The following is a 23,561-nucleotide window of genomic DNA, read 5'->3' as shown; positions in this document are numbered from 1 at the left end:
CAGTAGGTGGCTAGTTCGAGCTGACTTATTTTAAGCTGCTAATTTGGAAATTTTAGCTAGTGTGGAAAATGGTGCCGACTGCCGGAATCGAACTGGCGACCTACTGATTACAAGTCAGTTGCTCTACCAACTGAGCTAAGTCGGCACACTAGAACCGCAAGTTTAGGAATTTGCACGCAGTTGTCAAGCGTCAAGTGACTTCAATCTTATTGCTTCTTTCTCTAGCAAAGGAAAATACTCTGCGGGCAAGTATTCAAGCAACAGCATCAGCTTTTCGCCCAAAGCAAAATAAGAAGGCGCAACCACATTGATATGCCCCATTTTGCGCTTTGCTCTAAGTTCCTTGCCATACCAATGCAGATGACAACCTGGGATACTGATTAGCTCTCGGCTAAAACTTGTGCAACCAATAATATTCACCATCGCCGTTACGCCATGAGTTTGCGTATCACCTAGCGGGAAACCAAGGACCGCTCGCATATGTTGCTCAAACTGGCAGGTATCGGCACCCTTTTGTGTCCAATGACCAGAATTATGCACCCGTGGAGCAATTTCATTTACGATGAGCTGTTCACCCATTTGAAACATTTCGACCGATAACACCCCCACATACGACAACGCATTAGCGAGGCGGTCAAAAATAGCTTGTGCATCTTGTTTAATTTTTGCATTGAGCGCGGTAGCCGGCGCAATAGAGACATGCAGCTGTCCTTCATAATGGAGGTTCTCTGCAATTTCATAACAAGCTGTATTACCTTGAGCGTCTCGTGCACCAATCAGGGATATTTCCCTATCGAAGTTCAGCATCTTCTCAGCGACCAAAGGTACTTGCGATAAGTCTAAGCTGCTGAACGCTTGTTGCAGTTTGGGCAAGTCTTCTGGCGCTGTGTAACGCCATTGACCATAACCATCATAACCGTCTCGACTCGCTTTAAAGATTAATTTATCGCCAAGCGAAGCAATACTGTTATTTAATTGTTCGATATTATCGATGATATGATGCGGGCAATTGGCAATATCACTGCTTTGTAACACTCGCTTTTCACGGACACGATCTGCGCCTGTCAAAATCGCCGCCATATTCGGTGTGAGCTTCCCACTCTTTTCAGCCAAGCCGAGCAAGTCTTCAGGGACGTGTTCGAACTCAGCGGTAACCACGCTCACATCAGATACTGCATATTCAATACTCATATCTAATTTTTGCTTGGTAATGGGATTGACAACTTCACGCGCATTGACGTCTACCGCGTACACCTCAACCCCCAATGGTACCGCTGCCAAATACATCATTTGCGCGAGTTGGCCCGCGCCAAACACCAATACTTTCATTACAGTTCCAAGGTTTGGTTCGCTAAAACGGTCTGGGTTTGCTGCTGTCTAAAAGCAATAATATTATCTTTTATCGCTTGGTCATTAAGCGCGATAATTTGAGCCGCCATTAATCCCGCATTTGCTGCACCCGCCTCTCCTATAGCTAACGTCCCAACGGCAACGCCTTTAGGCATTTGCACAATCGAGAGCAACGAGTCTAAACCATTGAGCTGACTTGAACGCACAGGGCAACCCAACACAGGTAGATGTGTATGAGCAGCAATCATGCCTGGTAAATGCGCTGCACCGCCGGCACCGGCAATAATGACTTGATAGCCATTATCTGCTGCTGTCTCAGAAAACTCCGTCAGTAAATGCGGAGTACGATGCGCTGATACGACCTTTGCGTCATACGCTACCCCTAACGACTTGAGCATACTAGCGGCGTGCTGCATAGTCGGCCAATCAGATTTAGAACCCATTACGATAGCGACGTGAGCCATGTATTACCTTCTTAATAATTTGTGAAACCCACGCGAAAGTGGAAGAGGAAACCGTTGATTATAAGCAAATTCAACAAAAAGAGCGATACCTGCTTGTTCTTTTAGAGGATTTAACCGCTTAATTTATCTCAAAACGCCACTGGGCCTGCAAAATCTAGGGCGTTTGGAAGTTCGCAAGCACAAAAGTGCGTGTTACTTTGACAGCATGACCATATCACCGTTATGCTCTTGGCAAATAAAGGAACCGCTCCTTGATATTTAGGGTTATGAAAAGTATTGAATGAGCCTATAAGTCCAATAACTATTATTCCGATGAGACAGCATCCATGAAAACCATCGCAACAAAGAAGTTAAACCGCCGCTTTTTACTGACCATATCGACCGCATTATGTTGTATGACGTTTGCAAGTTTTGCGCAGGCAACGCAAGCATATTTGCGCGACCCGGCACTACACAAAAACACCTTAATATTCACTTCCGAAGGTGATCTTTGGCGAGCAAATGTGAATGGCAGCGAAACGACGTTGGCAACGCGCATCACCACACAAGTAGGGTTAGAAACGGCAGCGACTATATCGCCAGATGGGAGTAACGTTGCCTTTGTAGCCAACTATGGTTCTGGCCCAGGCATCCATGTGATGCCAATCAACGGTGGAAAGAGCCGTCAAGTTAGTTTTGAACTTAGCAACATTAAACTGCATGGTTGGCAAAATAACAAAGAGGTTTTATATAGCACGTTGAGCGAGCTAGGTATGCACAATAGTTGGGTACTCAAAACACTCAATATTGATTCATTAAAAACACGCACTATCCCCGTGTCGGATGCCGTTGAAGGTGTTATTTCAAACAACGACAATACCTTGTTTTTTACGCAGTTTGGCTTACAAGTCTCCACCGATAATGCAAACCATTACAAAGGCGGCGCGCGCGGCGAACTATGGCGTTTTGACCTTGACTCAAATGACGAAGCGGTGCATTTGACTGCCGCGCATGAAGGCTCTGTCAGAAGCCCGATGCTTTATGGTGGACGACTGTTCTTTTTAAGCAACGCTGGCGGCATCGACAACATTTGGTCGATGGAGTTAGATGGAAGTGATATTCGACCGCACACCAGCTTTGATGACTTTGCAGTTAGAGCCATTTATCTACACGGCAATCAAATGGTGTTTCAACATGGCGCTGATATTAAAGCGTTTAATCTCTTGAACAACCAAACAAGTCGTTTTGATATTACTCTGCAATCTGATTTTGCCCATCTCAAAACAAAGTATGTTAATGAGCCTTTGCAATACCTTGAAAGCGCAAGCTTAGCTAACGACGGTGAAAAGGTAGTAATTACGGCAAGAGGTCGCATGGCGGTTGCCGATAATGATGTTAGCCGGCTGGTAAATATCGCCTCAGATAAAAGTGCAAGAAATCGCCATGCAGTGCTTAGCCAAGACAATAAGCATGTTTATAGCGTCAGCGATCGCACTGGAGAGTATGAAATTTGGCAGTTTAATGCAGACGGTAGTAGCACCGCGAAACAACTGACTGATGATGGCAAGGTTTTGCGCACAGGACTTTGGCTATCGCCAAATGGCGAATCACTCGTGCATGCTGACAAAGATGGAAACTTGTTTTTATTGGATATTGAATCAGCAAAAAACACTCTATTGCTCGATAACTTAGGCGCTACGCCTGATGATATTGCATTTTCAAAAGACAGCAGATGGCTGAGCTTTGGCTACCTTGATGCAGACAACGAGCGTCCGAGGATTTACTTAAGAGATCTAGAAAGCTCAAACTCACAATTGCTCACCACAGACAAGTACGCTTCATACGCACCTGCATTTAGTCGTGACGGGCAATGGCTTTACTTTTTATCAGACCGTTCATTTAACCCAAACCCGGGCTCGCCATGGGGCGACAGAAATATGGGGCAGGCTTTTGAAGACAGAACGCTTATCTTTGCTATTGCCCTTAACGAGCAAGCCGTATTTCCTTTTGCGCCGCCTACCGAATTAACCGCGGGCAAGGAGAAAAGTGAAGATAAAGATAAAGATGAAGATGAAGATGAAGAAAATACAGACGCTCCAAGCATTGAATGGCAGGGAATTGATAAGCGCCTATGGCAGCTACCGGTCCCAGCGGGTGATTACAGTGACTTGGTTGCAACCGAAAGTCACTTATTTTGGTTGAAAGACAGCGATGGCAACGGTGACGAGTTGCAAGGTCTAGCGTTTGGTCATGACAAAAAGCCTGAAACCGTTACTTCAGGGGTAAGCGCATTTCAACTTTCGGGCAATACTGAGCATTTATTGGTGCAAAAAGGTCGAGGCACCAGCGCTAAAATGTATATCGTTCCTGCAAAGCCTGACTTCCCTAAAAAGGCTGATGATGCGCTGGTAAAACTGAATGCTTGGAATTTAGTAATCGAACCGCGTATGGAGTGGCAACAGATTTTCAAAGACGCATGGCTGATGCATCGTGACTCGCTATTTGATCCTAATATGCGCGGAATTGACTGGGCTGAGACAAAGGCAAAATACGCACCTTTACTCGCACGAGTCACTGAGCGCTCTGAGCTAAATGACATTTTTGAGCAAATGATGGGTGAACTAAACGCCCTGCACTCACAAGTAAGAGGGGGTGACATAGCACGCGCTGAAAATGCACCTTCATACGCTTCGCTAGGGGGTGTGTTCGTAGATACCGATCGCGGTGTTCAAATCAGAAAGATATATGAATTTGATGCTGAAATCTTAGAGGCCGCGCCACCCCTTGCGCAACCAGGGGTAGATGCTCAAAATGGTGATCTGATCACCCATGTTAATGGCCAAGAGATTGATACTGTTGCAGAGCTTATGCAGCAATTAGTTAATCAAGCTGGTCAACAAACCTTGCTGACCTTAGTGCGCGATGGCGACACACACAAAACCATTGTCATCCCTCAAAGCAGTGGCAGAGAAGCGATTTATCGCTATAACGATTGGACCAATACGAAGTTATCGCAAGTCACCGCGCAAAACCCTGATATTGGCTATTTGCACTTGTACGCCATGGGCGGTCGCGATATAGCAAGCTTTGCGCGGGACTTTTATGCGCAATACGACAAGCCGGGTTTGATTATTGATGTTAGACGCAACCGCGGCGGAAACATCGATAGCGTGATTATCGAAAAGCTTCTTCGCAGAGCATGGTCGTTTTGGCATTCGACAAATGGCCTTAATCAAACCAATATGCAGCAAACATTTAGAGGGCATTTGGTCGTGCTAGCTGATGAGTTCACCTATTCCGATGGTGAGACCTTTACCGCGGGCGTTAAAGCGTTAGACTTAGGCACGGTCATCGGTCGTAAAACAGCCGGTGCCGGTGTTTGGCTAAGCGGCGGCAACCGTGCAACAGATGGCGGTATTGCGCGTGTGGCTGAATTCCCTGTATTTGCTATGGACGGGCGATGGATAACGGAAGGTGAAGGCATTAGCCCCGACATAGAAGTCAGAAATTATCCCCACGCCACGTTTAATGGCGAAGATGCTCAGCTTCAAGCGGCCTTGGCTTATCTACAAGAAAAACTCAAAGCTCAGCCTATTAAAGCACTTGAGCCTAAGCCATTTGGCCCCGTTGAGCAGGCAGCAGACGATATCTTGCCTAATGCAGGAGTTAATTAGTGAGACGTATATTCTCCTATTTCATATTGGCGCTATTAATCGCTTTAATAGCCCTTTATGCGATATCCCCCATCCGCCCAGTGATCTGGGAGCCCGATGCAGATGCAGGCCTAAAAAACATGTTTGGTGTAAATGACGCGCTAAATAGTCTTGAAGTTATTGGTGCGAGTCGCTTAGCGAAGCCTGAAGACCTTGTCGTTACTGATGATGGCACCGTATACACGGGGCTAATTTCAGGCGACATCGTCAGCTTTAATGTTGATTCACCAAATGACATCACGGTGGTAGCAAATACGGGTGGCCGTCCGCTTGGAATTCGTGTCGACAGTGCCGGCGATTTAATTGTGTCAGATGCTATGAAGGGACTACTTAAAGTAACACTTGGCGGTGAAGTATCGGTATTAGTCAATCAATATCAAGGCCGCCTACTGCGTTTTATTGACCATCATGATATCGCAGATAATGGTGATATTTACTTTTCTGATGCAAGTGAACGCTATACCTTAGACAATTATTTATTTGATTTTTTAGAAGCCAGCGCCACCGGGAGCATTTATAAATATTCGCCACAAACCGGCGACACGGTGCGTATCATGAGTAATTTATTTTTCGCCAATGGCGTGGCCTTAGGGCCAGACGATGAATACTTGCTTGTGGCCGAAACAGGTAAATCACGCATATTAAAATATCATCTGCGCGGTCGACTTGCGGGAGAAACCACCATTTTTGCCAACAATCTTCCGGCTATGCCTGATAATTTAAGCTTTAATGATGATGGCATCTTTTGGGCTGGGATGGTCAGTCTGCGCGACTGGCGAGTAGAATCTCTAGCGCCCCTGCCTGAGCTAAGACGCATTCTTGCATCGGTTCCTACCGAGTGGATCGCACCTAAAACGTTTTATGGCTTTGTACTGGGATTTGACCTTAGTGGTAACGTGGTTGCAAACTATCAAACGCAGGAGGCTTATACAGCGATAACCGCAGCTTACGAGCATCAGGGGAAGTTGTACTTAGGATCTTTGCATAGCGATGGTATTGGTGTTTTTACCCAACCCTAACAACAAAAAAGCCGCAAGCGGCTTTTTTATATTCTAAAAACGTCTATCCCTTCTGACGTTTCATCGAATCGAAAAACTCGTCATTGGTTTTAGTCATCGACAGTCTGCTGATGAGAAATTCCATCGCGTCAATTTCTGACATTTCATGGACGATTTTACGCAAAATCCACATTTTTTGTAATTCGTCTTGTTTAGTCAGCAACTCTTCACGACGTGTACCACTGCGGTTGAAATCAATCGCAGGGAAAACGCGTTTTTCTGCAATCTTACGATTCAGATGTAGCTCCATATTACCGGTACCTTTAAACTCTTCATAGATGACTTCATCCATCTTAGAGCCGGTATCAATAAGTGCCGTAGCAACAATCGTTAAACTACCACCCTCTTCTACATTACGCGCCGCACCAAAGAAACGTTTAGGCTTATGCAGAGCATTTGCGTCTACACCACCAGTAAGCACCTTACCAGAGGATGGGATGACAGTGTTGTATGCACGCGCTAGTCGTGTAATAGAATCAAGCAAGATCACAACATCTTTTTTATGCTCAACTAAACGTTTAGCTTTCTCAATCACCATTTCAGCCACTTGAACATGGCGGCTTGCTGGTTCGTCGAATGTGGATGCAATTACCTCACCCTGCACCAAACGCTGCATTTCGGTCACCTCTTCTGGACGCTCGTCTATCAGCAATACCATTAAGAGACACTCTGGATGATTGGCGGCAATCGATTGAGCAATATTTTGCAGCAATAATGTTTTACCCGCTTTTGGCGGTGCAACAATCAAACCACGCTGACCACAGCCAATTGGCGATGCCAAGTCTAAAACGCGAGCGGTAATATCTTCAGTACTCCCATTTCCACGCTCCATACGTAAACGTTGATTCGCATGCAATGGGGTAAGGTTTTCAAAAAGGATTTTACTACGTGAATTTTCAGGTTTGTCGAAATTAACTTCGCGAATCTTTAAAAGTGCAAAATATCGTTCGCTATCTTTAGGTGGACGAATCTTGCCAGATATTGTGTCGCCCGTGCGCAGGTTGAAGCGTCTTATCTGACTCGGTGATACGTAAATATCATCAGGCCCAGCTAAATATGACGAGTCGCTGGAGCGTAAAAAGCCAAAGCCATCTTGCAGAATCTCAAGCACGCCGTCGCCGAAGATATCTTCGCCGCCTTTTGCATGCGCTTTTAAAATTGAAAATATGATATCTTGCTTACGCGCTCGGGCAAGGTTTTCAAGGCCCATCGTTTCAGCTAAAGCAACAAGTTCACTAATGGGTTTTTCTTTTAATTCGGTTAAATTCATTTTGGTGGGTCTTTGAGTTTTTACAGGCAACGGAATGTTGATCTGCGAGTTAGAAAGTTATGATTTGTTTACGTTAATAATCAGTATCGCGAATAAGGCGCTCAGTTACACGTGTAATTATCGTGCGATATAAAAGTTGAGATGCCCTAGGGCGAAGCGATTACACTTGGTGAGTAAGGTAAAGGTAGCACCTATTTCAGTTATCGTCCAGTGTTACAGGATATTTAGCATAAAACTAAAAATAACGGTCAACCAAACTAGGTTAGTTGACCGTCTTTGTTACACTGAGCTTAGATGTTTTCGTCAAGAAACTCTTGTAACTGCGTCTTTGAAAGGGCACCAACCTTCGTTGCTGCAACGCCACCATTTTTGAAAAGCAATAAGGTAGGGATACCTCTAATGCCATATTTAGGTGGTGTTTCATTATTTTCATCGACATTCAGCTTTCCAACTGTTACCTTGCCATCATATTCGGTTGCGATCTCATCTAGAATGGGAGCAATCATCTTACACGGGCCGCACCATTCTGCCCAAAAATCAACTAAAACAGGACCAGATGCATTGATAACATCGGCTTCGAACTTTTCGTCACTTAGTGCGATAATTTTGTCGCTCATTCTTTTCTCCAATTTAGAAACTAGTCTGTACTTTTCAGATTTGTCTAATAGTGTTATATAGATCCGGTTCTCAATGCAAGCAATGATAAGCTATTAGCTATGCCAACTACACATTTAACCGATACGTTATTTTCATCACTTCCGATCCATCCTTTAGTGCTAAAGGCGCTGGATGAAGCAAATTTAACTCAATGTACTCCGATACAAGACATGAGTTTGCCGCAATTACTTTCAGCGAACGATATAGCAGGTCAAGCACAAACAGGCACAGGTAAGACTATTACCTTTCTTGTGGCGACCTTTCATTATTTGCTTAACAATCCGAAAGAAAACACGAAACACGGTCCGCGTGCGATTATTATGGCACCAACGCGTGAACTTGCTGTGCAAATTCATAACGACGCATTATTGCTTAGTAAACACACCGGATTATCGTCTGCAGTCATTTATGGGGGCGAAGGTTACGAAACTCAACGGGAATCTTTGCAAGCAGGGGTAGATATTCTCATTGGTACGTGTGGCCGTATCATTGATTACTACAAGCAAGACGTGTTTTCACTTGAAAATATACAGGTTGCAGTACTTGATGAAGCAGATCGCATGTTTGATTTAGGCTTTATTAAAGACATTCGTTATTTGTTCCGTCGCATGCCAGCGCCTGAACAACGTTTGAACATGCTATTTTCAGCAACGCTGAGTTATCGTGTACAAGAGTTAGCGTACGAGCATATGAATAACCCCATCAGTGTTGAAGTTACGCCAGAAACCAAAAGTAACTCACGTATTTCTGAAGAATTGTTTTATCCGTCAAACGAAGATAAGCCCGTTTTATTGCTCACGCTTATGGAAGAAGAATGGCCAGATAAGGCGATTGTGTTTGCCAACACCAAAAATGATTGTGAATGGATTGCCGGATGGCTTGAAGGTGATGGTCACCGCGTTGGGTTATTAAGCGGCGATGTGCAGCAAAAGAAACGCCTGACAATTTTGGAAGACTTCACCAAGGGCAACCTTGATATCCTAGTGGCTACAGACGTAGCTGCACGTGGATTACACATCGATAAAGTGACTCATGTATTTAACTATGACTTGCCCGACGATGCGGAAGACTATATCCACAGAATCGGACGAACCGGTAGAGCCGGAGAGTTAGGTATTGCCATCAGCTTTGCTTGCGAAAAATATGCGCAAAACCTCACGGCAATAGAATTATACATAGGGCACGATATACCGGTTACTGACTACAATCCTTTGCATTTATTAGAGGATGTTAAACCGCCTAAAATGCGTCCACGATCGCCACGTGGTAGACCCTCGAATGGGCGCTCTGGCCCCCGTAATACAAAAGGACCGCGCAAAGATACCAATCGTCGCCGTCCAGCAAGAAAACCAAGCTAAGTCTATCTGAGCGCGCCGATGGATACATATCAGTTGTCCACAACACAGGACGAGTACTATGCCGCGGTTGACCTCGGTTCTAATAGTTTTCATATGGTCATAGTGCGCGTACTTGCCGGTAGCGTTCAGATTGTCAGTAAAAACAAGCAAAAGGTTCGCCTAGCCGCGGGTTTAGATGAACACGGTGTGCTTAGCGACGAAAGTATCGAACGCGGTCTGGTTTGCCTAAGAAACTTTGCTGAAAAGCTCCAAGATATTCCCCCAAAAAATATTAAAATCGTCGCGACAGCAACACTTCGCTTAGCATCTAACGCACCTGATTTTGTAACCCCTGCAGAGACAATATTAAGTCATAAAGTCAATATCATCAGTGGAGAGGAAGAGGCCAAGCAAATATATCTAGGGGTTGCCTACACATCAGCTAACCAAGGTAACTCCCTTGTGATAGATATTGGCGGGGCGAGCACAGAAATCATTATTGGACGAGACTTACAGCCCCTATATTTGACTAGCCTAAATATGGGTTGTGTCACCTTCATGGATAAGTTCTTTGTGGACGGCATGATCACCGAGCGAGGGTTTAAGGATGCTGTAAGCGAAGCACATGCAGCAATTGACGCCCATAAGCATACGTTCCTGTGTTTTGACTGGGAGCAGTGTTTAGGCGCATCTGGGACACCGCAAGCAATCACCAGCATTCTAGTTAAACAAGGCATTAATGACGCCATTCGACTAAGTTATTTGTATCAACTTAGAGATGAATGTATTCAAGCAGGTCACTTAGGAGCCCTTGAGATAGATGGTTTAGTGCCTGCTCGGCAAGCTATATTTCCAAGCGGGCTAGCCATTCTTATTGCTTTGTTCGAAAGCTTAAGCATTAACAACATGCAAATATCTGGCGGCGCGTTACGAGAGGGGATCTTGTATGGTATGTTGGAAAATTATCAAAAAAGCGATAGGCGCCAACAAGGCATAAATCAGTTAATTTCTCGTTTTCATATCGACCCGCAACAAAGCAAGAATGCCAAAAAGCTTTCGTCAAGGTTGTGCCAACAAATGTGCAAGCTCACTCAGTATTGCGACCTTGATACGGAAGTAGTGACAACGGCAGCTGCTGCACTTCACGAAATTGGCTTGCATATTGGCTTTAAAGCCTATCATGAGCATGGGGCATACATACTCTCTCATGTTGAGCTCACTGGATATACGTCGTTACAACAGATGATGATTACCGATCTTGTAAGAATGCATAGGCTCGATATCGATTTGTCTGTGTTGAAAAACTATAAGCCTTCCCTTCAAACGATGTTGGTAAACGCAATGCGAATTCTGCGTATCACCATCATACTCATCAACCGCAGGAAAGGTGATGCGATACCCGCTGTGGACTTAAGTATTGAAGATGACGAATGGCAGTTGAATTTTAGCGTGGATTTAAAACGTCTACATCCCCTCATTTACACCGAACTCACTCACGAATGCTGGCTACAACACAAAGCTGGCTGGCGCCTCTCCATAAACTAATAATGGTCAAACTCCGTCGATAAATTTCCATAGAAATATAGCGGTTAGCTTTCTTTAAAACTCAGGCAAAAAAAATAGCGAGCCGAAGCTCGCTATTTGTATTTCTAAGAAAGGCTTAGAACTTGTGGTTTACTCGGATAGAGAAACGACGACCTAGTTGCTCGTCTACACCAAAGTGACCAACAGCGTCTGCAATACGGCTAGCTTCGTCTGGCTTTCTGTCCAATACGTTCAAGATGTTCGCTTGAATAGTAGTGTTTTCAGCCAAAATGTAGCTAATGCTTAGGTCGTGAATGAAACGTGCATCTGTCTCATTAGTTAGACCGTCTGCTGTATATACAGTTACGTCAGTTCCATCATCTAGCTGACCAGTGATAGTACTTGTCTCTGACTCAGCAGCATATAATGTCTGCTCAAGTGCATCGATAAGTACACTGCTCTGCCAACGCATACGCCAGTTAATACGCAAGTCGTTGTAGGTATAGTTAGTATCAACTGTACCAATCCAATCTGGATCTGCGAAGTCACCTACATCTTCTGTTACTTCAGATGCCGGAGTTGCCTGGAACTCGTTGGTGATGTTGTGTTGAGACTGAGATCTTATAGATAACTCACCCATGTAAGTATCACTGTTTCCACCAAGGAAGTTAAACGCGTCAGCGACATCAAATCCGTAGAATACGTTAAACGCTACAGATTCAAACGTTGATACCGCTACGTTTTCTGAACGGTTAGTTGCAGAGATAACTTGGTTATTTTCGTCACGAACAAAGCTGTCACACGCTGGCTCATTAGGGAACGCATTTGAGTCAAAGCAAGTAGCTGCCAACGTCTCAAAGTCAACTTCGTTAATCGAATCTGTAATTTCTAGGTTGTAGTAATCAACCGTTATTTGCAGGTTCTCAACAAAGCTAGGCGTAAAGATGAAACCAGCTGAGTAAGCTTCACTTAACTCAGGATTCAATCCAGGGTTACCAAGTACTGTACCACCAGGGATCGTACCATCTTGGATATTCGATACGAATGTACTTGTATCAATACCGATAGATTCACAGTTTTGACGACGTACTGATGGGTTTGGACCTTGGTCAACAGAGCGTGCATCACAAGGGTCATCACCTAAAATAAAGGTTTGTACCGCTGGAAGGAACAGCTCGTTGATCGACGGATTTCTAAAAGCAGTTGCATATGTTGCGCGAACTGCGAAATCGTCAACCACATCCCACTTTAAGCTTGCTGAATATACATCTTCGTCAGTTGTACGGTCAGAGAAACCACGCGGAGCATCTGTATTAAACTCTTGGTTTCTGTACGCACCACTTAATTCGAAAGATTGCACTAGCGGGATGTCCATATCTTGAGATACTAACGGAGCAACAAACTCGAAGTAGTATTCAGACGTATCAAATCCACCAGAAATTGGTTGAGAAATAGTTGAACGAGTAATTGGTACGCGCTGACCAACACCTGGAGTGTATGTAGACGCTTCGATACGTGACTCATAGCCAACTAAAACATCTAATGGACCAGCAGGTAAGTCAACCAAAGTAGTACCAAGGTTAAACGTGTATACAACTTGTCGGTTACTTGAAGAGTCGATTTGCTGACCACCAGTAATAAACTCTAGTGCCTCTGGAGTCGCAGTTCTACCGAATAAATTTAACGGTACACAACCATCCAAGAACGGTAAGTCTTCATCTACAAGACCAGACCCTCTTGCTCTGTCATTGAAGCCAGAAAGTGTTCCTGCAGCTAAATCAGCGTAAGCACCACAAATAATATCACCGCGGTCAAACGTGCCAGTGAACTCTGAGTTAGCACCTTGAAGGGCAGCAAGCGCTGCATCTAGGTCAGCTAAGTCATCTGTAGCATCGTCTGGGTCACCAATACGAATTTGCTCTAGCAATGTATCATCGACTAGACGAGCATCAACAGCGTTTAAGAAACGACCATCAACAATACCTGTGGTTCTTACCTCAACGTCTGATTTACCAACCACAACAGCAGCATCCCAGTTCCACTCTCTGTCGGCAAGCTCAAAAAAGCCTTCAATAATGTTTGACACACGCCAAGTGTGCGTTTCGTTCGAGTTAGCACCTAAACCAACAATATCGTTATTAAAACGCATGATAGAGAACGTATCACCAGTCAGGCCAGCGTTCAACAATGTGTCGCGTGCTTGTTGTGACAAGAACGGGTTATTGATGTTTTGTGAAATACCAGCAGATGTACCACCAAAGAATGCAGTTTGGAAGCCACCTTGGTTTACTAGCTCACTACCTTCTGTGTTTGCATATAACAAGTCTTGCTTGAAGGTAATGTCGTCAGTAATGTCAAATGAGAAAGCTGAGAACGTGTTGAAACGTGTAACAGGTGAACGGATTTGGTTAACACTGTCGAAGAAATCATCACTACACGTACCCGCGCCTTGTGTAATTAGGTTTCTAACTACCGCTTGACCAGGCTGACACGTTTGTATATCACCATTTTCTGTAAACTCGTAGAAATTTCCGTCAGGGAAACGACCTAAACCACGGTCTGGTAAGAAACCACCACCTGGGGTTACTGCTCCATATTCGGTAAATAGCTGTAGCTGAAGATCTGGGTAAGATAGTTGGACAGAAGTACGGTCACCAGCATCAATTACGCCATCGCCATTTGTGTCATCTGGACGACCGTCGCCGTTTAGATCAACATAGCGGCCTAGTGCGTTATCAAGGTCGTTACTGCCTTCACACAAGAAGCGTTGTTCACACTGAAGAAGACCTGCATCATCAGTATATTCTAAACCGAATACAATGTTTCCTCGTCCGTCTGCAAAGTTACCACCGCCAAGTGTACTAACTTGGAAGCTTCTCGCATTAGTATTATCGTTATCACCGTACTGAGCAGTGATTTCAAATCCTTCGTAATCATCTTTAAGGATGATGTTTACAGTACCCGCGATAGCATCCGCGCCGTATATTGCAGCACCAGTAAGTGGCACAATTTCTATACGCTCAACAAGTGCAGCAGGGATAGTGTTCAAATCAACTTGGCTACCACCTAAGGCAGCAGAAGTACCTGTAACCAAACGACGACCGTTAACTAGCGTTAACGTACGTTGGGTACCAAGGTCGAATAAGTTAACGTTGTTCTGGCCAGCAGTAAAACCGTTCTGGCCGCCGAGTGGCGTTTGGTTGCCACCAAATAGTGGTGACTGCACAAGCAAGTCGGCAACGTTGGTAAAGCCGCGAACGTTTAATTCGTCAGCGTCAAAAGTAAAGACAGGTGAATTTTCGCTAAGCTCTGAACGACCGATACGAGAACCTGTTACTTTGATTTTTTCAACGGATTCTGTGTCTGCTGTGTCGGTGCTATTGTCTTGTGCCATAGCGGGTGCTGCAATTAAAGCAGCACCAGTTAGCATAGACCCGATCAGCAACTGCTCGATCGACTTCGCTATTTTTGATTTTTTCATTGAGTTTCTCCGATCCTGGTTATTGTTCCAGGTTTATGTTTCCCATTAATGTTACCGTCCAAAGTGTTGTATCTTTCGTGTACACTGTACTCTTCGGCAGTTATCCGACCTTAGCAGAAAATAATAAAGTGTAAAAGGGTTGTAACATTTTATTTCTATCGCTTTTTTAGAATATGAGTGACTAAAGTCTAAGTTTTCCGTGTTTCTTTGGTTTGAGGAGGAAGGTTTAGTTTACAGTGGCCAAAAAAGGATGAAAAACGGGGTATTTTGAATGTATAAAATCAGACAGTAAATCGTGGCTTTTTAACTCATTGAGTTTAAAGCCACCATTGTTCATATCACTTAAGGGTAAGCTCAGGCGCTAATTTTCTACACGCTTTACTCGAAAGCTTCGGTTAACGCTAGCCTTTCGCAAAAAGTAAGAGCCTAATGCCCTCTCGCGTATGACTATTTTGTCGCCGACGCGAGGCAAGCCAACGGATGTACTCTCGGCTAATTCCCAAATTTGACCATTTTCTAATATAAATCGTGTGCGCCTAGCGGTGCGTTCCTCTATCTCTTTAATTGTTGAATTTAACTCACCGTCAACCAAGAATGTTTTGTCTTCTGTAGGTTCATCAAGACCAAATGAGTCAACTTGCTCTTGCTCAGCATCATTTGAGGCAACGGTAACCGGTGGGGCAACTGGCGCGCTAGGAGCAGTGCTTGTTTGGTTTTGTATATTCTGGGTTTGACCTGCAAGTTCAGAAATGGTTTGATTCGCGCCGTCTAAGCGATTAATCGATTTCGCAATTTCATCAAAACACACTAAACGTTTAAGTGCATTTTCTTCCTTTGAACAGTTGCCAATCGCATCCGCGACGGTCTGTGCATTAACATGTTGTGCCGCGCTGGCAAACATCACTGCACTGTAAAATAAGGCCTTCATATATTGGCTTTTCACTTTTTACTACTCCCCTACCCTTATCATGAGTATTGTTGTGGGCGAGACATCGCCAATCGATAGAATAAACAGTATTGACAGCATCTGCAATGCGAACGCATCTTCACAGCGTCACGCAGCCAAGGCTTTGCATGGGTCTCACTTTTTTAACAAACGAAATGAGCGGCGCCAACACCAAAGTGCCAATATCGCTAGCAGTGTGCTATACCCAACATGATGGCCGAGCATATGAGCTGCCAATGCACCCACTGAAAATGCGATAGCCAAATGCCCGGTAATGCGCGACTTCTGAAGCTTAGCCGCATGCTCCATCGCCTCTTTATGTTGTTGTTGCATTTGTAGTGGGAGCTGGCGCATTTGGCGCATCGTGTCAAACAACAAGTCTGGCATTTCTGGGAGCTTTTCACTCCAAAAAGGCAAGTTTTCTTTGATTTGATTGTACATCGCCTTTGGACCGATTTGATCTTTCATCCAGTTTTCTAAAAACGGTTTGGCAGTCTTCCACAAATCTAGCTGTGGGTACAACTGGCGACCAAGACCTTCTATATATAGCAAGGTCTTTTGCAGCAACACCAGTTGTGGCTGTACTTCCATATCAAATCGTCGAGCAGTTGCAAACAGTTGCATCAACACATTCCCAAAAGAGATCTCAGCCAAGGGCTTTTGAAAAATGGGCTCACATACGGTGCGTATACCCATTTCAAAATCATCGATATTGATATCAGCAGGCACCCATCCGGAATCCACATGCAACTGGGCAACTTTACGATAGTCGCGATTAAAGAACGCAATGAAATTTTCAGCTAAATAACGTTTATCTTCTTTGTTTAAGGTACCCACAATGCCAAAGTCGATACCGATATACTTTGGATCTTCAGGATGTTCTCTAGACACAAATATGTTACCGGGGTGCATGTCAGCATGGAAAAAGCTGTCTCGGAACACTTGCGTGAAGAAAAGCTCAACGCCGCGCTCCGCAAGCAATTTAAAATTGGTGTTTTGAGCAGCTAGCGCCTCAACATCCGAGACTGGAATTCCATATATGCGTTCGAGCACAATGACTTGTTTGGTACAGTACTCGCTGTAAAAATGGGGCACGTATAGCGCTTTAGAATTCTCAAAATTCCGTCTAATTTGAATCCCGTTTGCGGCTTCTCTGAGCAAGTCTAGCTCATCCAAGATAGTACGGCGGTACTCTCTGACCACCTCTACCGGACGCAAGCGCTTGCCATCTGGTATCCAGCGCTGCACGACCTTGGCGACAGATGACAATATATCTACGTCGTCTTCTATTGTTTGCTTGATATTAGGGCGTAATACTTTGATGACAACTTCTTGGTCTTCCTCGCGCAGCCGAGCAGTATGCACTTGCGCAACAGATGCTGAGGCTAGAGGCTGTGGATCAAATTCATCGAATATTTCATCAAGGCTCTCTATGCCTAATGCGACCTTGATAATTTCTTGTGCTTGCTCTGAATCAAAGGGTGGCACTTTATCCTGCAAGACCTTTAATTCGCTGGCAATCTCGGGAGAAAGCAAATCTCGACGCGTAGATAACATCTGACCAAATTTAATATACACCGGGCCAAGCTTTTCTAATGCTAAACGTAATCTGCGGCCAGCACTCTCGCCTTTGTGCTTATTGGGCAACCAAAACGCGGTCTTGCGCCACCATCTGAAATACCAGGGTCGAAAGCGCTTAGGGATAAGTTCATCAAGACCATGCTCTAATAGCACGCTACCAATACGATAAATACGACGAAGCTTCATTTAGCATTCCTGCGTTCAATTATCATGTTTATCCTTGCTTCAAGCCGCTCAGTGTCGGTTTTCAATTGACGTACTTCGTCTACAAAGTTAGCCACCATTATTGGCCGCACCGCAATAGGCTTTTCTTCTAATGCTGCGTCTTTTAGCATATTCATAAGCAGTTCGTGCTGTTGCTTAGCATGCGCCTTCAAAAGCTTACTCTGCTTGATGAGGGTATAGGCACCAGCATCGCCAATATAAGCCGACAATGTTTCTTCAAAATCAAACTCAATATCGCTAAGAAGCTGAGAGAATTTTTGCACGACGGCAAGATCACCATAGAAATCCAGCTTGTTTTGCTTGATCAGTTTGGTCAATTGACTGGTTTTTTTAAGCTCTGGCAAAGCAAACAATGACACGCTGATAAACGCTTCGTCGTCTGCAAGCGCATCTAGTGCATCTTCATCATATGCAGGTAAACTTAACACGTCGACGCGTTGCCCCGAGAATTGAAACGCTAACGTGAGGTCAAACTCCTGCAAAAACACAATACAGCGCTTTGCGTCTAATGGTGCCAAAAGCTCAGCGGCGTTTAATGAAATCTCTAACGCTTGGTTAATAGCGGTTTCGATTAAGCCTGTGAGCGCTTGATAAGCAGGCATTTAAAATTTAAATCCTCTGTGTAGCGCCACAATGCCACCTGTCAAATTATGGTAGCTAGTTTGTTCAAAACCTACGTCTTTCATCATCTGTTCCAGTGTTTCTTGGTCAGGATGCATACGAATAGATTCTGCCAAATAGCGATAGCTGTCCGCATCATTTGCCACTAACTGGCCCATCTTGGGTAACACGTGAAAAGAGTAGGTATCGTAGACTTTACTCAACGCTTCGCTTGTAGGTTTTGAAAACTCCAACACCAACAAACGACCACCTGGCTTGAGCACTCTGAACATAGATGCAAGGGCAGCCGACTTGTCGGTGACATTGCGCAAACCAAAGGCAATGGTAATTAAATCAAAATGATTATCTGGGAAGGGTAAATTCTCTGCATTCGCTTGTACATAATCGATGTTGCCGACAATGCCCATATTCGTGAGCTTTTCTTTACCCACCATGAGCATGGAGTGGTTGATGTCGGCCAGCACTACTTGACCGGTTTTACCCACAATGCGGCTAAATTTTGCGGCCAAATCACCGGTGCCGCCGGCGAGATCCAATACACGTTGCCCAGCCTTTACGCCGCTGCAATCGATGGTATAGCGCTTCCATAAACGATGAATACCCAGCGACATCAAGTCGTTCATCACGTCGTATTTTGCGGCAACAGAGTGAAAAACATCTGCCACCATCGCGACTTTTTCAGATTTATCGACCTGCGTAAACCCAAAGTCTGTTTTTTCTTGCTCAGATGTTGGCTCTGCGCTGCGTGCGCTATCGGTACTCATAAGAAAATAACTCATTGATTTGATGCTGTTTAGTGTAGCCTAATTACAAGGCATATTAAACGTTAGCGAACATTAATTAACGGCTTACGCGTAAATCCTATTGAGAAGTGAGCCGCAGCGCACAGGCATGCCTGTGCTTATTTGGGAAAAGCATTCATTTTTACACAATACTTGATTAGCTTACCTGCAAACCGACGTAGTTATCACCAGAGCTATAAGCAAGAATTTGGGATATTTCGGTTAAAGAGCGGCCGCTTTGTTTGCGCCAAGTATTAAAAGCATCTTGAATTGCGCGCAAGCTGCGTTTAGACCGGCATGAACCTGAAATGATTTTATACTGCGTGAAGTAAGCCTCAATATCTCGTGATAATAAAAACGTATCGACTCCCAAAAACCTCAGTGCGTAAGGCCCAGTGTTGCCACCTAGACGGGTGCCGCGCTGCTTTAGCTCATCCCATAAACCGACGACATTTTGTGGGTCCCAATTAGCAACGAACGCGGCAAATGAACCATGCTCGTTGGACACTTCTTTGATCATCAGCGCGTTTTCTCGAATCGTACGGACTTTCGATAAATTACGAATAATTTTAGGGTCGGTGGCTTTTTTCTCAACCATCTCATCTGGCATCAACAATAATTTGTCGATATCAAACTGCCAAAACACGTCTTCAAAGTCGGGCCACTTTTGACGCACAACGCGCCATACAAAGCCAGATTGAAACACTTTTTTGGTGAACTCCGCCAAAAACCGATCGTCGGTAATTACGAGTAATTGTGTATGCGTTAAGGGTGTAGATAGTAGTGACTCCACCATTTCCACACTACCTTTACGCTCGACTGCTCTTTGATAAATGGCGTCAAAATGCTCCAAACCCATTACTTATGCAGCCTGTGCATCTGGGTTAATGCCGCTGTGACGCAAAAGCGCATCGATATTAGGCTCTCTGCCTCTAAACGCAACAAACAAGGCCATAGGCTCTTGAGAGCCGCCTTGCTCTAATACATTCTGTAAAAAGCTTTGCCCTACATGCGAATTAAAAATGCCCTCTTCTTCAAATCGGGAGAAGGCATCAGAAGATAGTACTTCGGCCCATTTATAACTGTAGTAGCCCGCTGCATACCCACCGGCAAAGATATGGCCGAAGCTATTTTGGAACCGATTGAATAAAGGTGGTTTAATCACCGATACTTCATCGCGCACCTCGTTTAACACCTTTTGCACATCTGCTTGGTCCGACGGCAAACGATGCAACTCAAAGTCGAACAAACTGAACTCTAGTTGACGCACCATTTGCATAGCAGATTGAAAGTTTCTGGCAGCTAGCATTTTATCGAGTAAATCTTGCGGTAAAGGCTCACCGGTCTCAAAGTGGCCTGAAATGAACGCTAGGGCTTGGGGCTCCCAGCACCAATTTTCTAAAAATTGACTGGGTAGTTCAACCGCATCCCACGGCACACCATTGATACCTGATACACCACCGACTGTGACTTTTGTGAGCATATGATGAATGCCGTGACCAAACTCATGGAACAGCGTTACCACCTCATCATGAGTAAACAGCGCAGGTTTATCACCTACCGGCGCATTAAAGTTACACGTTAAAAATGCCACAGGAGATTGCACTTCCCCGTTAAGGTTTGTGCGTTTTACACGACACTCATCCATCCACGCTCCGCCTCGCTTTTTCTCACGAGCATATAAGTCAAGGTAGAAGCTACCGCGAAGCTCACCCGCCTCATCACGAATTTCAAAAAAACGTACATCTTTGTGCCAGGTATCTACACCAGTAACTTCCACTATGTTTAAGGAATACAAACGCGTTACAACCTCAAACAATCCGCTCAATACCTTATCTTCAGGAAAATACGGGCGCAGTTGCTCGTCAGAGACCGCATATTTTTGCTGCTTGAGTTTTTCTGAATAATAACTGTAGTCCCACGCCTCAAGCGTCGATACACCATACTCTTGAAGGGCAAACGCTCTTAACTCTTCCACATCTTGCTGTGCTTGAGGCTTAGAACGCTTAGCTAGGTCACGCAAGAACCCGGTGACTTGCTCGGGGCTCTCGGCCATTTTTGTGGCAAGTGAATATTGCGCATAGCTATCAAAGCCTAAAAGCTGCGCCATTTCATAACGCAGTTGGAGTGTCTTTTTAATATTGTCGGTGTTATCAAACTTACCCTCGGTGCTATCGAGCTCTGATGCTCGAGTGCTGTAGGCGCGATACATTTCTTCGCGTAGCTTGCGATCATCTGCATACATAGCGATGGGAAGGTAACTAGGAATATCGAGCGTAAATAAATACCCTTCCAAAGATTTTTGCTCTGCTGCTTGGCGTGCCGCTGCTTTTGCCGAATCTGGCAAACCCGACAATTGTGCTTCATCGGTAACGTGCTTGGTAAAATCGAGTGTTGCATCCATTACGTTGTTCGAAAATTGCGAAGACAAGTCAGATAGCTCACTTCTAATCGCCGCAAACCTCGTCTTTTTTTCCTGAGGCAATGCCACGCCCGACAGGGTAAAGTCTCTCACGGCATTATCTACTACCTTCTTTTGCGCCATCGACAAGGCATCATACGCTGGGCTTTTTTGCAAAGCTTGATATAAAGCGCAAAGCTTTTCATGCTGACCTAGGTAAGTGCTATATTCAGACAATAAAGGCAAACATGCATCGTGAGCCGCGCGCAAATCGTCGTTGCTGACGACAGAGTTCATATGTCCGATAGGCGACCAAAGCTGGCTAAGCTCATCGTCTGCTTGCTCAAGCTTAGACACTAAGTTTTCGTAACTGATTTCCCCATCGCTCACTGCTTGTTCAACTGTGTCTTTACATTTAGCAATCGCCGTTTGCACCGATTCAACAATGCTATTTGTGGATATTTGGCTAAACTGTGGGAGGTTGGCTAAATCAACCATAGAGGCTTGAGCAGAAATGCTGTTTATCATAAAGAAACCTTATTGCATGAAGCGTGAAATAACAAAGCGCACTAACAGGCGAAATCGTTGTAGAATATTGTTACGGTAATAGGTGGGGTGAAGATTAATAAAACACAAGGCTAAAATAACTATTTTACCCGAATGCGTATGTGTGCTTTTACCCACAACGTGCAATATTATGAAATATTACCCCAAACTCTCGGTCTTATTGGCATAGCCCAAAGAAATTTAGATTAACTACATAAAACGGAAACTCATGACAACTTCAAACAACCACTTTGACTACATATGTATTGGCGGCGGCAGCGGCGGTATTGCATCGGCAAATAGAGCCTCACGCTACGGTAAAAAAGTCGCAATTATTGAGGCGAAGGCTATCGGTGGAACCTGCGTCAATGTTGGTTGCGTACCTAAAAAAGCAATGTGGTTTGGCGCACAAGTTGCCGAAGCGATTCACAAGTATGCGCCCGACTATGGTTTTGATGTCAACGTAAAGCAATTCGATTGGAAGACTTTGGTGAAAAGTCGTGATGCCTACATTGACCGCATCCACCAATCTTATGATCGCGTATTGGGCAACAACAATGTCACCCTCATCAACGGGTTTGCTAAATTTATCGACAACAACACGCTTGATGTAGATGGCGTAACCTATACCGCCGACCATATCACCATTGCCGTTGGCGGCCGCCCCATTAAGCCGCCCGTACCTGGCGCAGAGTTAGGTATCGATTCAGATGGCTTCTTTGCACTTAATGAACAACCTAAACGAGTTGTCGTGGTTGGTGCCGGCTACATTGCTGTTGAACTTGCTGGCGTATTGCATTCGTTAGGCACCGAAACGCACTTGCTCGTTAGACGCGAAAAACCACTGCGCGCGTTTGACGATATGCTTAGCGATACACTCGTTGAAATGATGGAAGAGGATGGACCTAAGCTGCATCCATTTACCGAAGTAGAAAGCATCACTAAATTAGCGGATGGTAGTTTAGATATTCAACTCAATGGCGAGCGCAAACTAGAAGCTGACGTGCTCATTTGGGCTATTGGACGTCAACCAGCAAACGATAAAATTGCGCTAGAAAATACTGATGTTGAGGTAGATGAGCGCGGATATATCAAAGTGGACGAGTTTCAAAATACGAAAGCAAAGCACATATATGCGGTGGGCGATAACATTGGAAAAGTAGAACTCACCCCGGTGGCCGTAAAAGCCGGCAGACTGCTCTCAGAACGCCTCTTTAACGGTATGCATAATGCCAAAATGGACTACACCAATATTCCTACGGTGGTATTCAGTCACCCAGCCATCGGCACTATGGGTCTTAGTGAAAAAGAGGCTGTTGAAGCATATGGACAAGATAACATAAAAGTCTACAACTCAAGCTTTGCCGCGATGTACACCGCAGTTACGCAACATCGCCAAGCGACGAAAATGAAGCTAGTGTGCGCGGGGCCTGAAGAAACCGTAGTAGGATTACACGGCATTGGTTTTGGTATGGATGAAATCTTACAGGGCTTTGGAGTTGCCATGAAAATGGGCGCAACAAAAGCTGACTTTGATAGCTGCGTTGCAATACACCCAACATCTGGTGAGGAATTTGTCACTATGTAGGGCAGCCCCTAACATGCAAAAGCCCCGCGTTTCGGCGG

Annotated in this window: 16 protein-coding genes and 1 tRNA gene; 5 read left to right on the top strand and 12 right to left on the bottom strand. The window is 44.8% G+C overall.

Annotation, left to right across the window (positions count from 1 at the left end):
• Positions 1-69 precede the first annotated feature (69 nt).
• The 3 genes from KJ365_RS15150 to purE all read right to left on the bottom strand — a co-directional run bounded on the left by KJ365_RS15150 (position 70) and on the right by purE (position 1,814).
• A tRNA-Thr gene (locus KJ365_RS15150) sits at positions 70-145 on the bottom strand.
• A gap of 38 nt (positions 146-183) precedes the next feature.
• The gene (locus KJ365_RS15145; protein WP_214452519.1) at positions 184-1,329 is read right to left on the bottom strand and encodes a 5-(carboxyamino)imidazole ribonucleotide synthase; all 1,146 of its coding nucleotides are present in this window, start codon (positions 1,327-1,329) and stop codon (positions 184-186) included.
• Positions 1,329-1,814 (bottom strand): 5-(carboxyamino)imidazole ribonucleotide mutase, encoded by a 486-nt coding sequence (gene purE / locus KJ365_RS15140; protein ID WP_214452518.1) that lies wholly within the window; start codon positions 1,812-1,814, stop codon positions 1,329-1,331. The genes KJ365_RS15145 and purE overlap by 1 nt, the downstream gene beginning before the upstream one ends.
• 326 nt (positions 1,815-2,140) lie before the next feature.
• Here purE and KJ365_RS15135 point away from each other — a divergent pair, with 326 nt between their 5' ends.
• Both KJ365_RS15135 and KJ365_RS15130 read left to right on the top strand, forming a co-directional pair.
• Entirely contained in the window at positions 2,141-5,467 is a 3,327-nt protein-coding gene (locus KJ365_RS15135; protein WP_250884279.1) for a S41 family peptidase, read from the top strand.
• Positions 5,467-6,525: an SMP-30/gluconolactonase/LRE family protein gene (locus KJ365_RS15130; protein WP_214452517.1), complete on the top strand. Its 1,059-nt coding sequence runs from the start codon at positions 5,467-5,469 to the stop codon at positions 6,523-6,525. Before KJ365_RS15135 ends, KJ365_RS15130 begins: the two co-directional genes overlap by 1 nt.
• Positions 6,526-6,568: 43 nt before the next feature.
• On the opposite strand, the gene rho is transcribed toward KJ365_RS15130, so the two are convergent.
• A complete protein-coding gene (gene rho, locus KJ365_RS15125) occupies positions 6,569-7,834 on the bottom strand; it encodes a transcription termination factor Rho (protein ID WP_214452516.1) in 1,266 nt (421 codons plus the stop codon).
• Positions 7,835-8,124: 290 nt separating this feature from the next.
• The gene (gene trxA / locus KJ365_RS15120; RefSeq protein ID WP_214452515.1) at positions 8,125-8,451 is read right to left on the bottom strand and encodes a thioredoxin TrxA; all 327 of its coding nucleotides are present in this window, start codon (positions 8,449-8,451) and stop codon (positions 8,125-8,127) included.
• A gap of 99 nt (positions 8,452-8,550) precedes the next feature.
• Between trxA and rhlB the strand changes: the two genes are divergently transcribed.
• Positions 8,551-9,849 (top strand): ATP-dependent RNA helicase RhlB, encoded by a 1,299-nt coding sequence (gene rhlB, locus KJ365_RS15115; protein ID WP_214452514.1) that lies wholly within the window; start codon positions 8,551-8,553, stop codon positions 9,847-9,849.
• A 93-nt stretch (positions 9,850-9,942) separates the two neighbouring features.
• On the top strand, positions 9,943-11,373 hold the full coding sequence (locus KJ365_RS15110; protein ID WP_250884282.1) for a Ppx/GppA phosphatase family protein: 1,431 nt from the start codon (positions 9,943-9,945) through the stop codon (positions 11,371-11,373).
• Positions 11,374-11,488: 115 nt separating this feature from the next.
• Here the strand turns inward: KJ365_RS15110 and KJ365_RS15105 are convergent, their stop codons facing one another.
• The 7 genes from KJ365_RS15105 to prlC form a co-directional block, all read right to left on the bottom strand.
• Positions 11,489-14,833: a TonB-dependent receptor domain-containing protein gene (locus tag KJ365_RS15105; protein ID WP_250884278.1), complete on the bottom strand. Its 3,345-nt coding sequence runs from the start codon at positions 14,831-14,833 to the stop codon at positions 11,489-11,491.
• A 361-nt stretch (positions 14,834-15,194) separates the two neighbouring features.
• The gene (locus tag KJ365_RS15100) at positions 15,195-15,776 is read right to left on the bottom strand and encodes a hypothetical protein (protein ID WP_214452512.1); all 582 of its coding nucleotides are present in this window, start codon (positions 15,774-15,776) and stop codon (positions 15,195-15,197) included.
• 138 nt (positions 15,777-15,914) lie between these two features.
• A complete protein-coding gene (gene ubiB, locus KJ365_RS15095) occupies positions 15,915-17,546 on the bottom strand; it encodes a ubiquinone biosynthesis regulatory protein kinase UbiB (RefSeq protein ID WP_214452511.1) in 1,632 nt (543 codons plus the stop codon).
• Positions 17,543-18,187, bottom strand: coding sequence for a ubiquinone biosynthesis accessory factor UbiJ (locus KJ365_RS15090; protein ID WP_214452510.1), 645 nt, complete (start codon positions 18,185-18,187; stop codon positions 17,543-17,545). Before KJ365_RS15090 ends, ubiB begins: the two co-directional genes overlap by 4 nt.
• On the bottom strand, positions 18,188-18,970 hold the full coding sequence (ubiE, locus tag KJ365_RS15085; RefSeq protein ID WP_214452509.1) for a bifunctional demethylmenaquinone methyltransferase/2-methoxy-6-polyprenyl-1,4-benzoquinol methylase UbiE: 783 nt from the start codon (positions 18,968-18,970) through the stop codon (positions 18,188-18,190). It lies immediately after the preceding gene.
• A gap of 175 nt (positions 18,971-19,145) precedes the next feature.
• On the bottom strand, positions 19,146-19,847 hold the full coding sequence (locus KJ365_RS15080; RefSeq protein WP_214452508.1) for a DNA-3-methyladenine glycosylase I: 702 nt from the start codon (positions 19,845-19,847) through the stop codon (positions 19,146-19,148).
• Positions 19,848-19,850: 3 nt separating this feature from the next.
• Complete coding sequence (gene prlC / locus KJ365_RS15075) at positions 19,851-21,917, bottom strand: oligopeptidase A (protein WP_214452507.1); 2,067 nt, start codon at positions 21,915-21,917, stop codon at positions 19,851-19,853.
• Positions 21,918-22,164: 247 nt separating this feature from the next.
• Between prlC and gorA the strand changes: the two genes are divergently transcribed.
• The gene (gene gorA / locus KJ365_RS15070; RefSeq protein WP_214452506.1) at positions 22,165-23,523 is read left to right on the top strand and encodes a glutathione-disulfide reductase; all 1,359 of its coding nucleotides are present in this window, start codon (positions 22,165-22,167) and stop codon (positions 23,521-23,523) included.
• Positions 23,524-23,561 lie beyond the last annotated feature (38 nt).

Origin of the sequence: Glaciecola sp. XM2 (assembly GCF_018595715.1) — a bacterium.
Taxonomy (GTDB): domain Bacteria; phylum Pseudomonadota; class Gammaproteobacteria; order Enterobacterales; family Alteromonadaceae; genus Glaciecola.
The sequence above is the reverse complement of the archived record's forward strand: the minus strand, read 5'-3'. Positions and strand labels throughout refer to the sequence as shown.

Excerpts from the sequence above, each read along its gene's own strand:
- KJ365_RS15145 (WP_214452519.1), bottom strand. The coding sequence starts at position 1,329 with ATGAAAGTATTGGTGTTTGGCGCGGGCCAACTCGCGCAAATGATGTAT.
- purE (WP_214452518.1), bottom strand. The coding sequence starts at position 1,814 with ATGGCTCACGTCGCTATCGTAATGGGTTCTAAATCTGATTGGCCGACT.
- KJ365_RS15135 (WP_250884279.1), top strand. The coding sequence starts at position 2,141 with ATGAAAACCATCGCAACAAAGAAGTTAAACCGCCGCTTTTTACTGACC.
- rho (WP_214452516.1), bottom strand. The coding sequence starts at position 7,834 with ATGAATTTAACCGAATTAAAAGAAAAACCCATTAGTGAACTTGTTGCT.
- trxA (WP_214452515.1), bottom strand. The coding sequence starts at position 8,451 with ATGAGCGACAAAATTATCGCACTAAGTGACGAAAAGTTCGAAGCCGAT.
- rhlB (WP_214452514.1), top strand. The coding sequence starts at position 8,551 with ATGCCAACTACACATTTAACCGATACGTTATTTTCATCACTTCCGATC.
- KJ365_RS15110 (WP_250884282.1), top strand. The coding sequence starts at position 9,943 with ATGGTCATAGTGCGCGTACTTGCCGGTAGCGTTCAGATTGTCAGTAAA.
- KJ365_RS15105 (WP_250884278.1), bottom strand. The coding sequence starts at position 14,833 with ATGAAAAAATCAAAAATAGCGAAGTCGATCGAGCAGTTGCTGATCGGG.
- ubiB (WP_214452511.1), bottom strand. The coding sequence starts at position 17,546 with ATGAAGCTTCGTCGTATTTATCGTATTGGTAGCGTGCTATTAGAGCAT.
- KJ365_RS15090 (WP_214452510.1), bottom strand. The coding sequence starts at position 18,187 with ATGCCTGCTTATCAAGCGCTCACAGGCTTAATCGAAACCGCTATTAAC.
- ubiE (WP_214452509.1), bottom strand. The coding sequence starts at position 18,970 with ATGAGTACCGATAGCGCACGCAGCGCAGAGCCAACATCTGAGCAAGAA.
- KJ365_RS15080 (WP_214452508.1), bottom strand. The coding sequence starts at position 19,847 with ATGGGTTTGGAGCATTTTGACGCCATTTATCAAAGAGCAGTCGAGCGT.
- prlC (WP_214452507.1), bottom strand. The coding sequence starts at position 21,917 with ATGATAAACAGCATTTCTGCTCAAGCCTCTATGGTTGATTTAGCCAAC.
- gorA (WP_214452506.1), top strand. The coding sequence starts at position 22,165 with ATGACAACTTCAAACAACCACTTTGACTACATATGTATTGGCGGCGGC.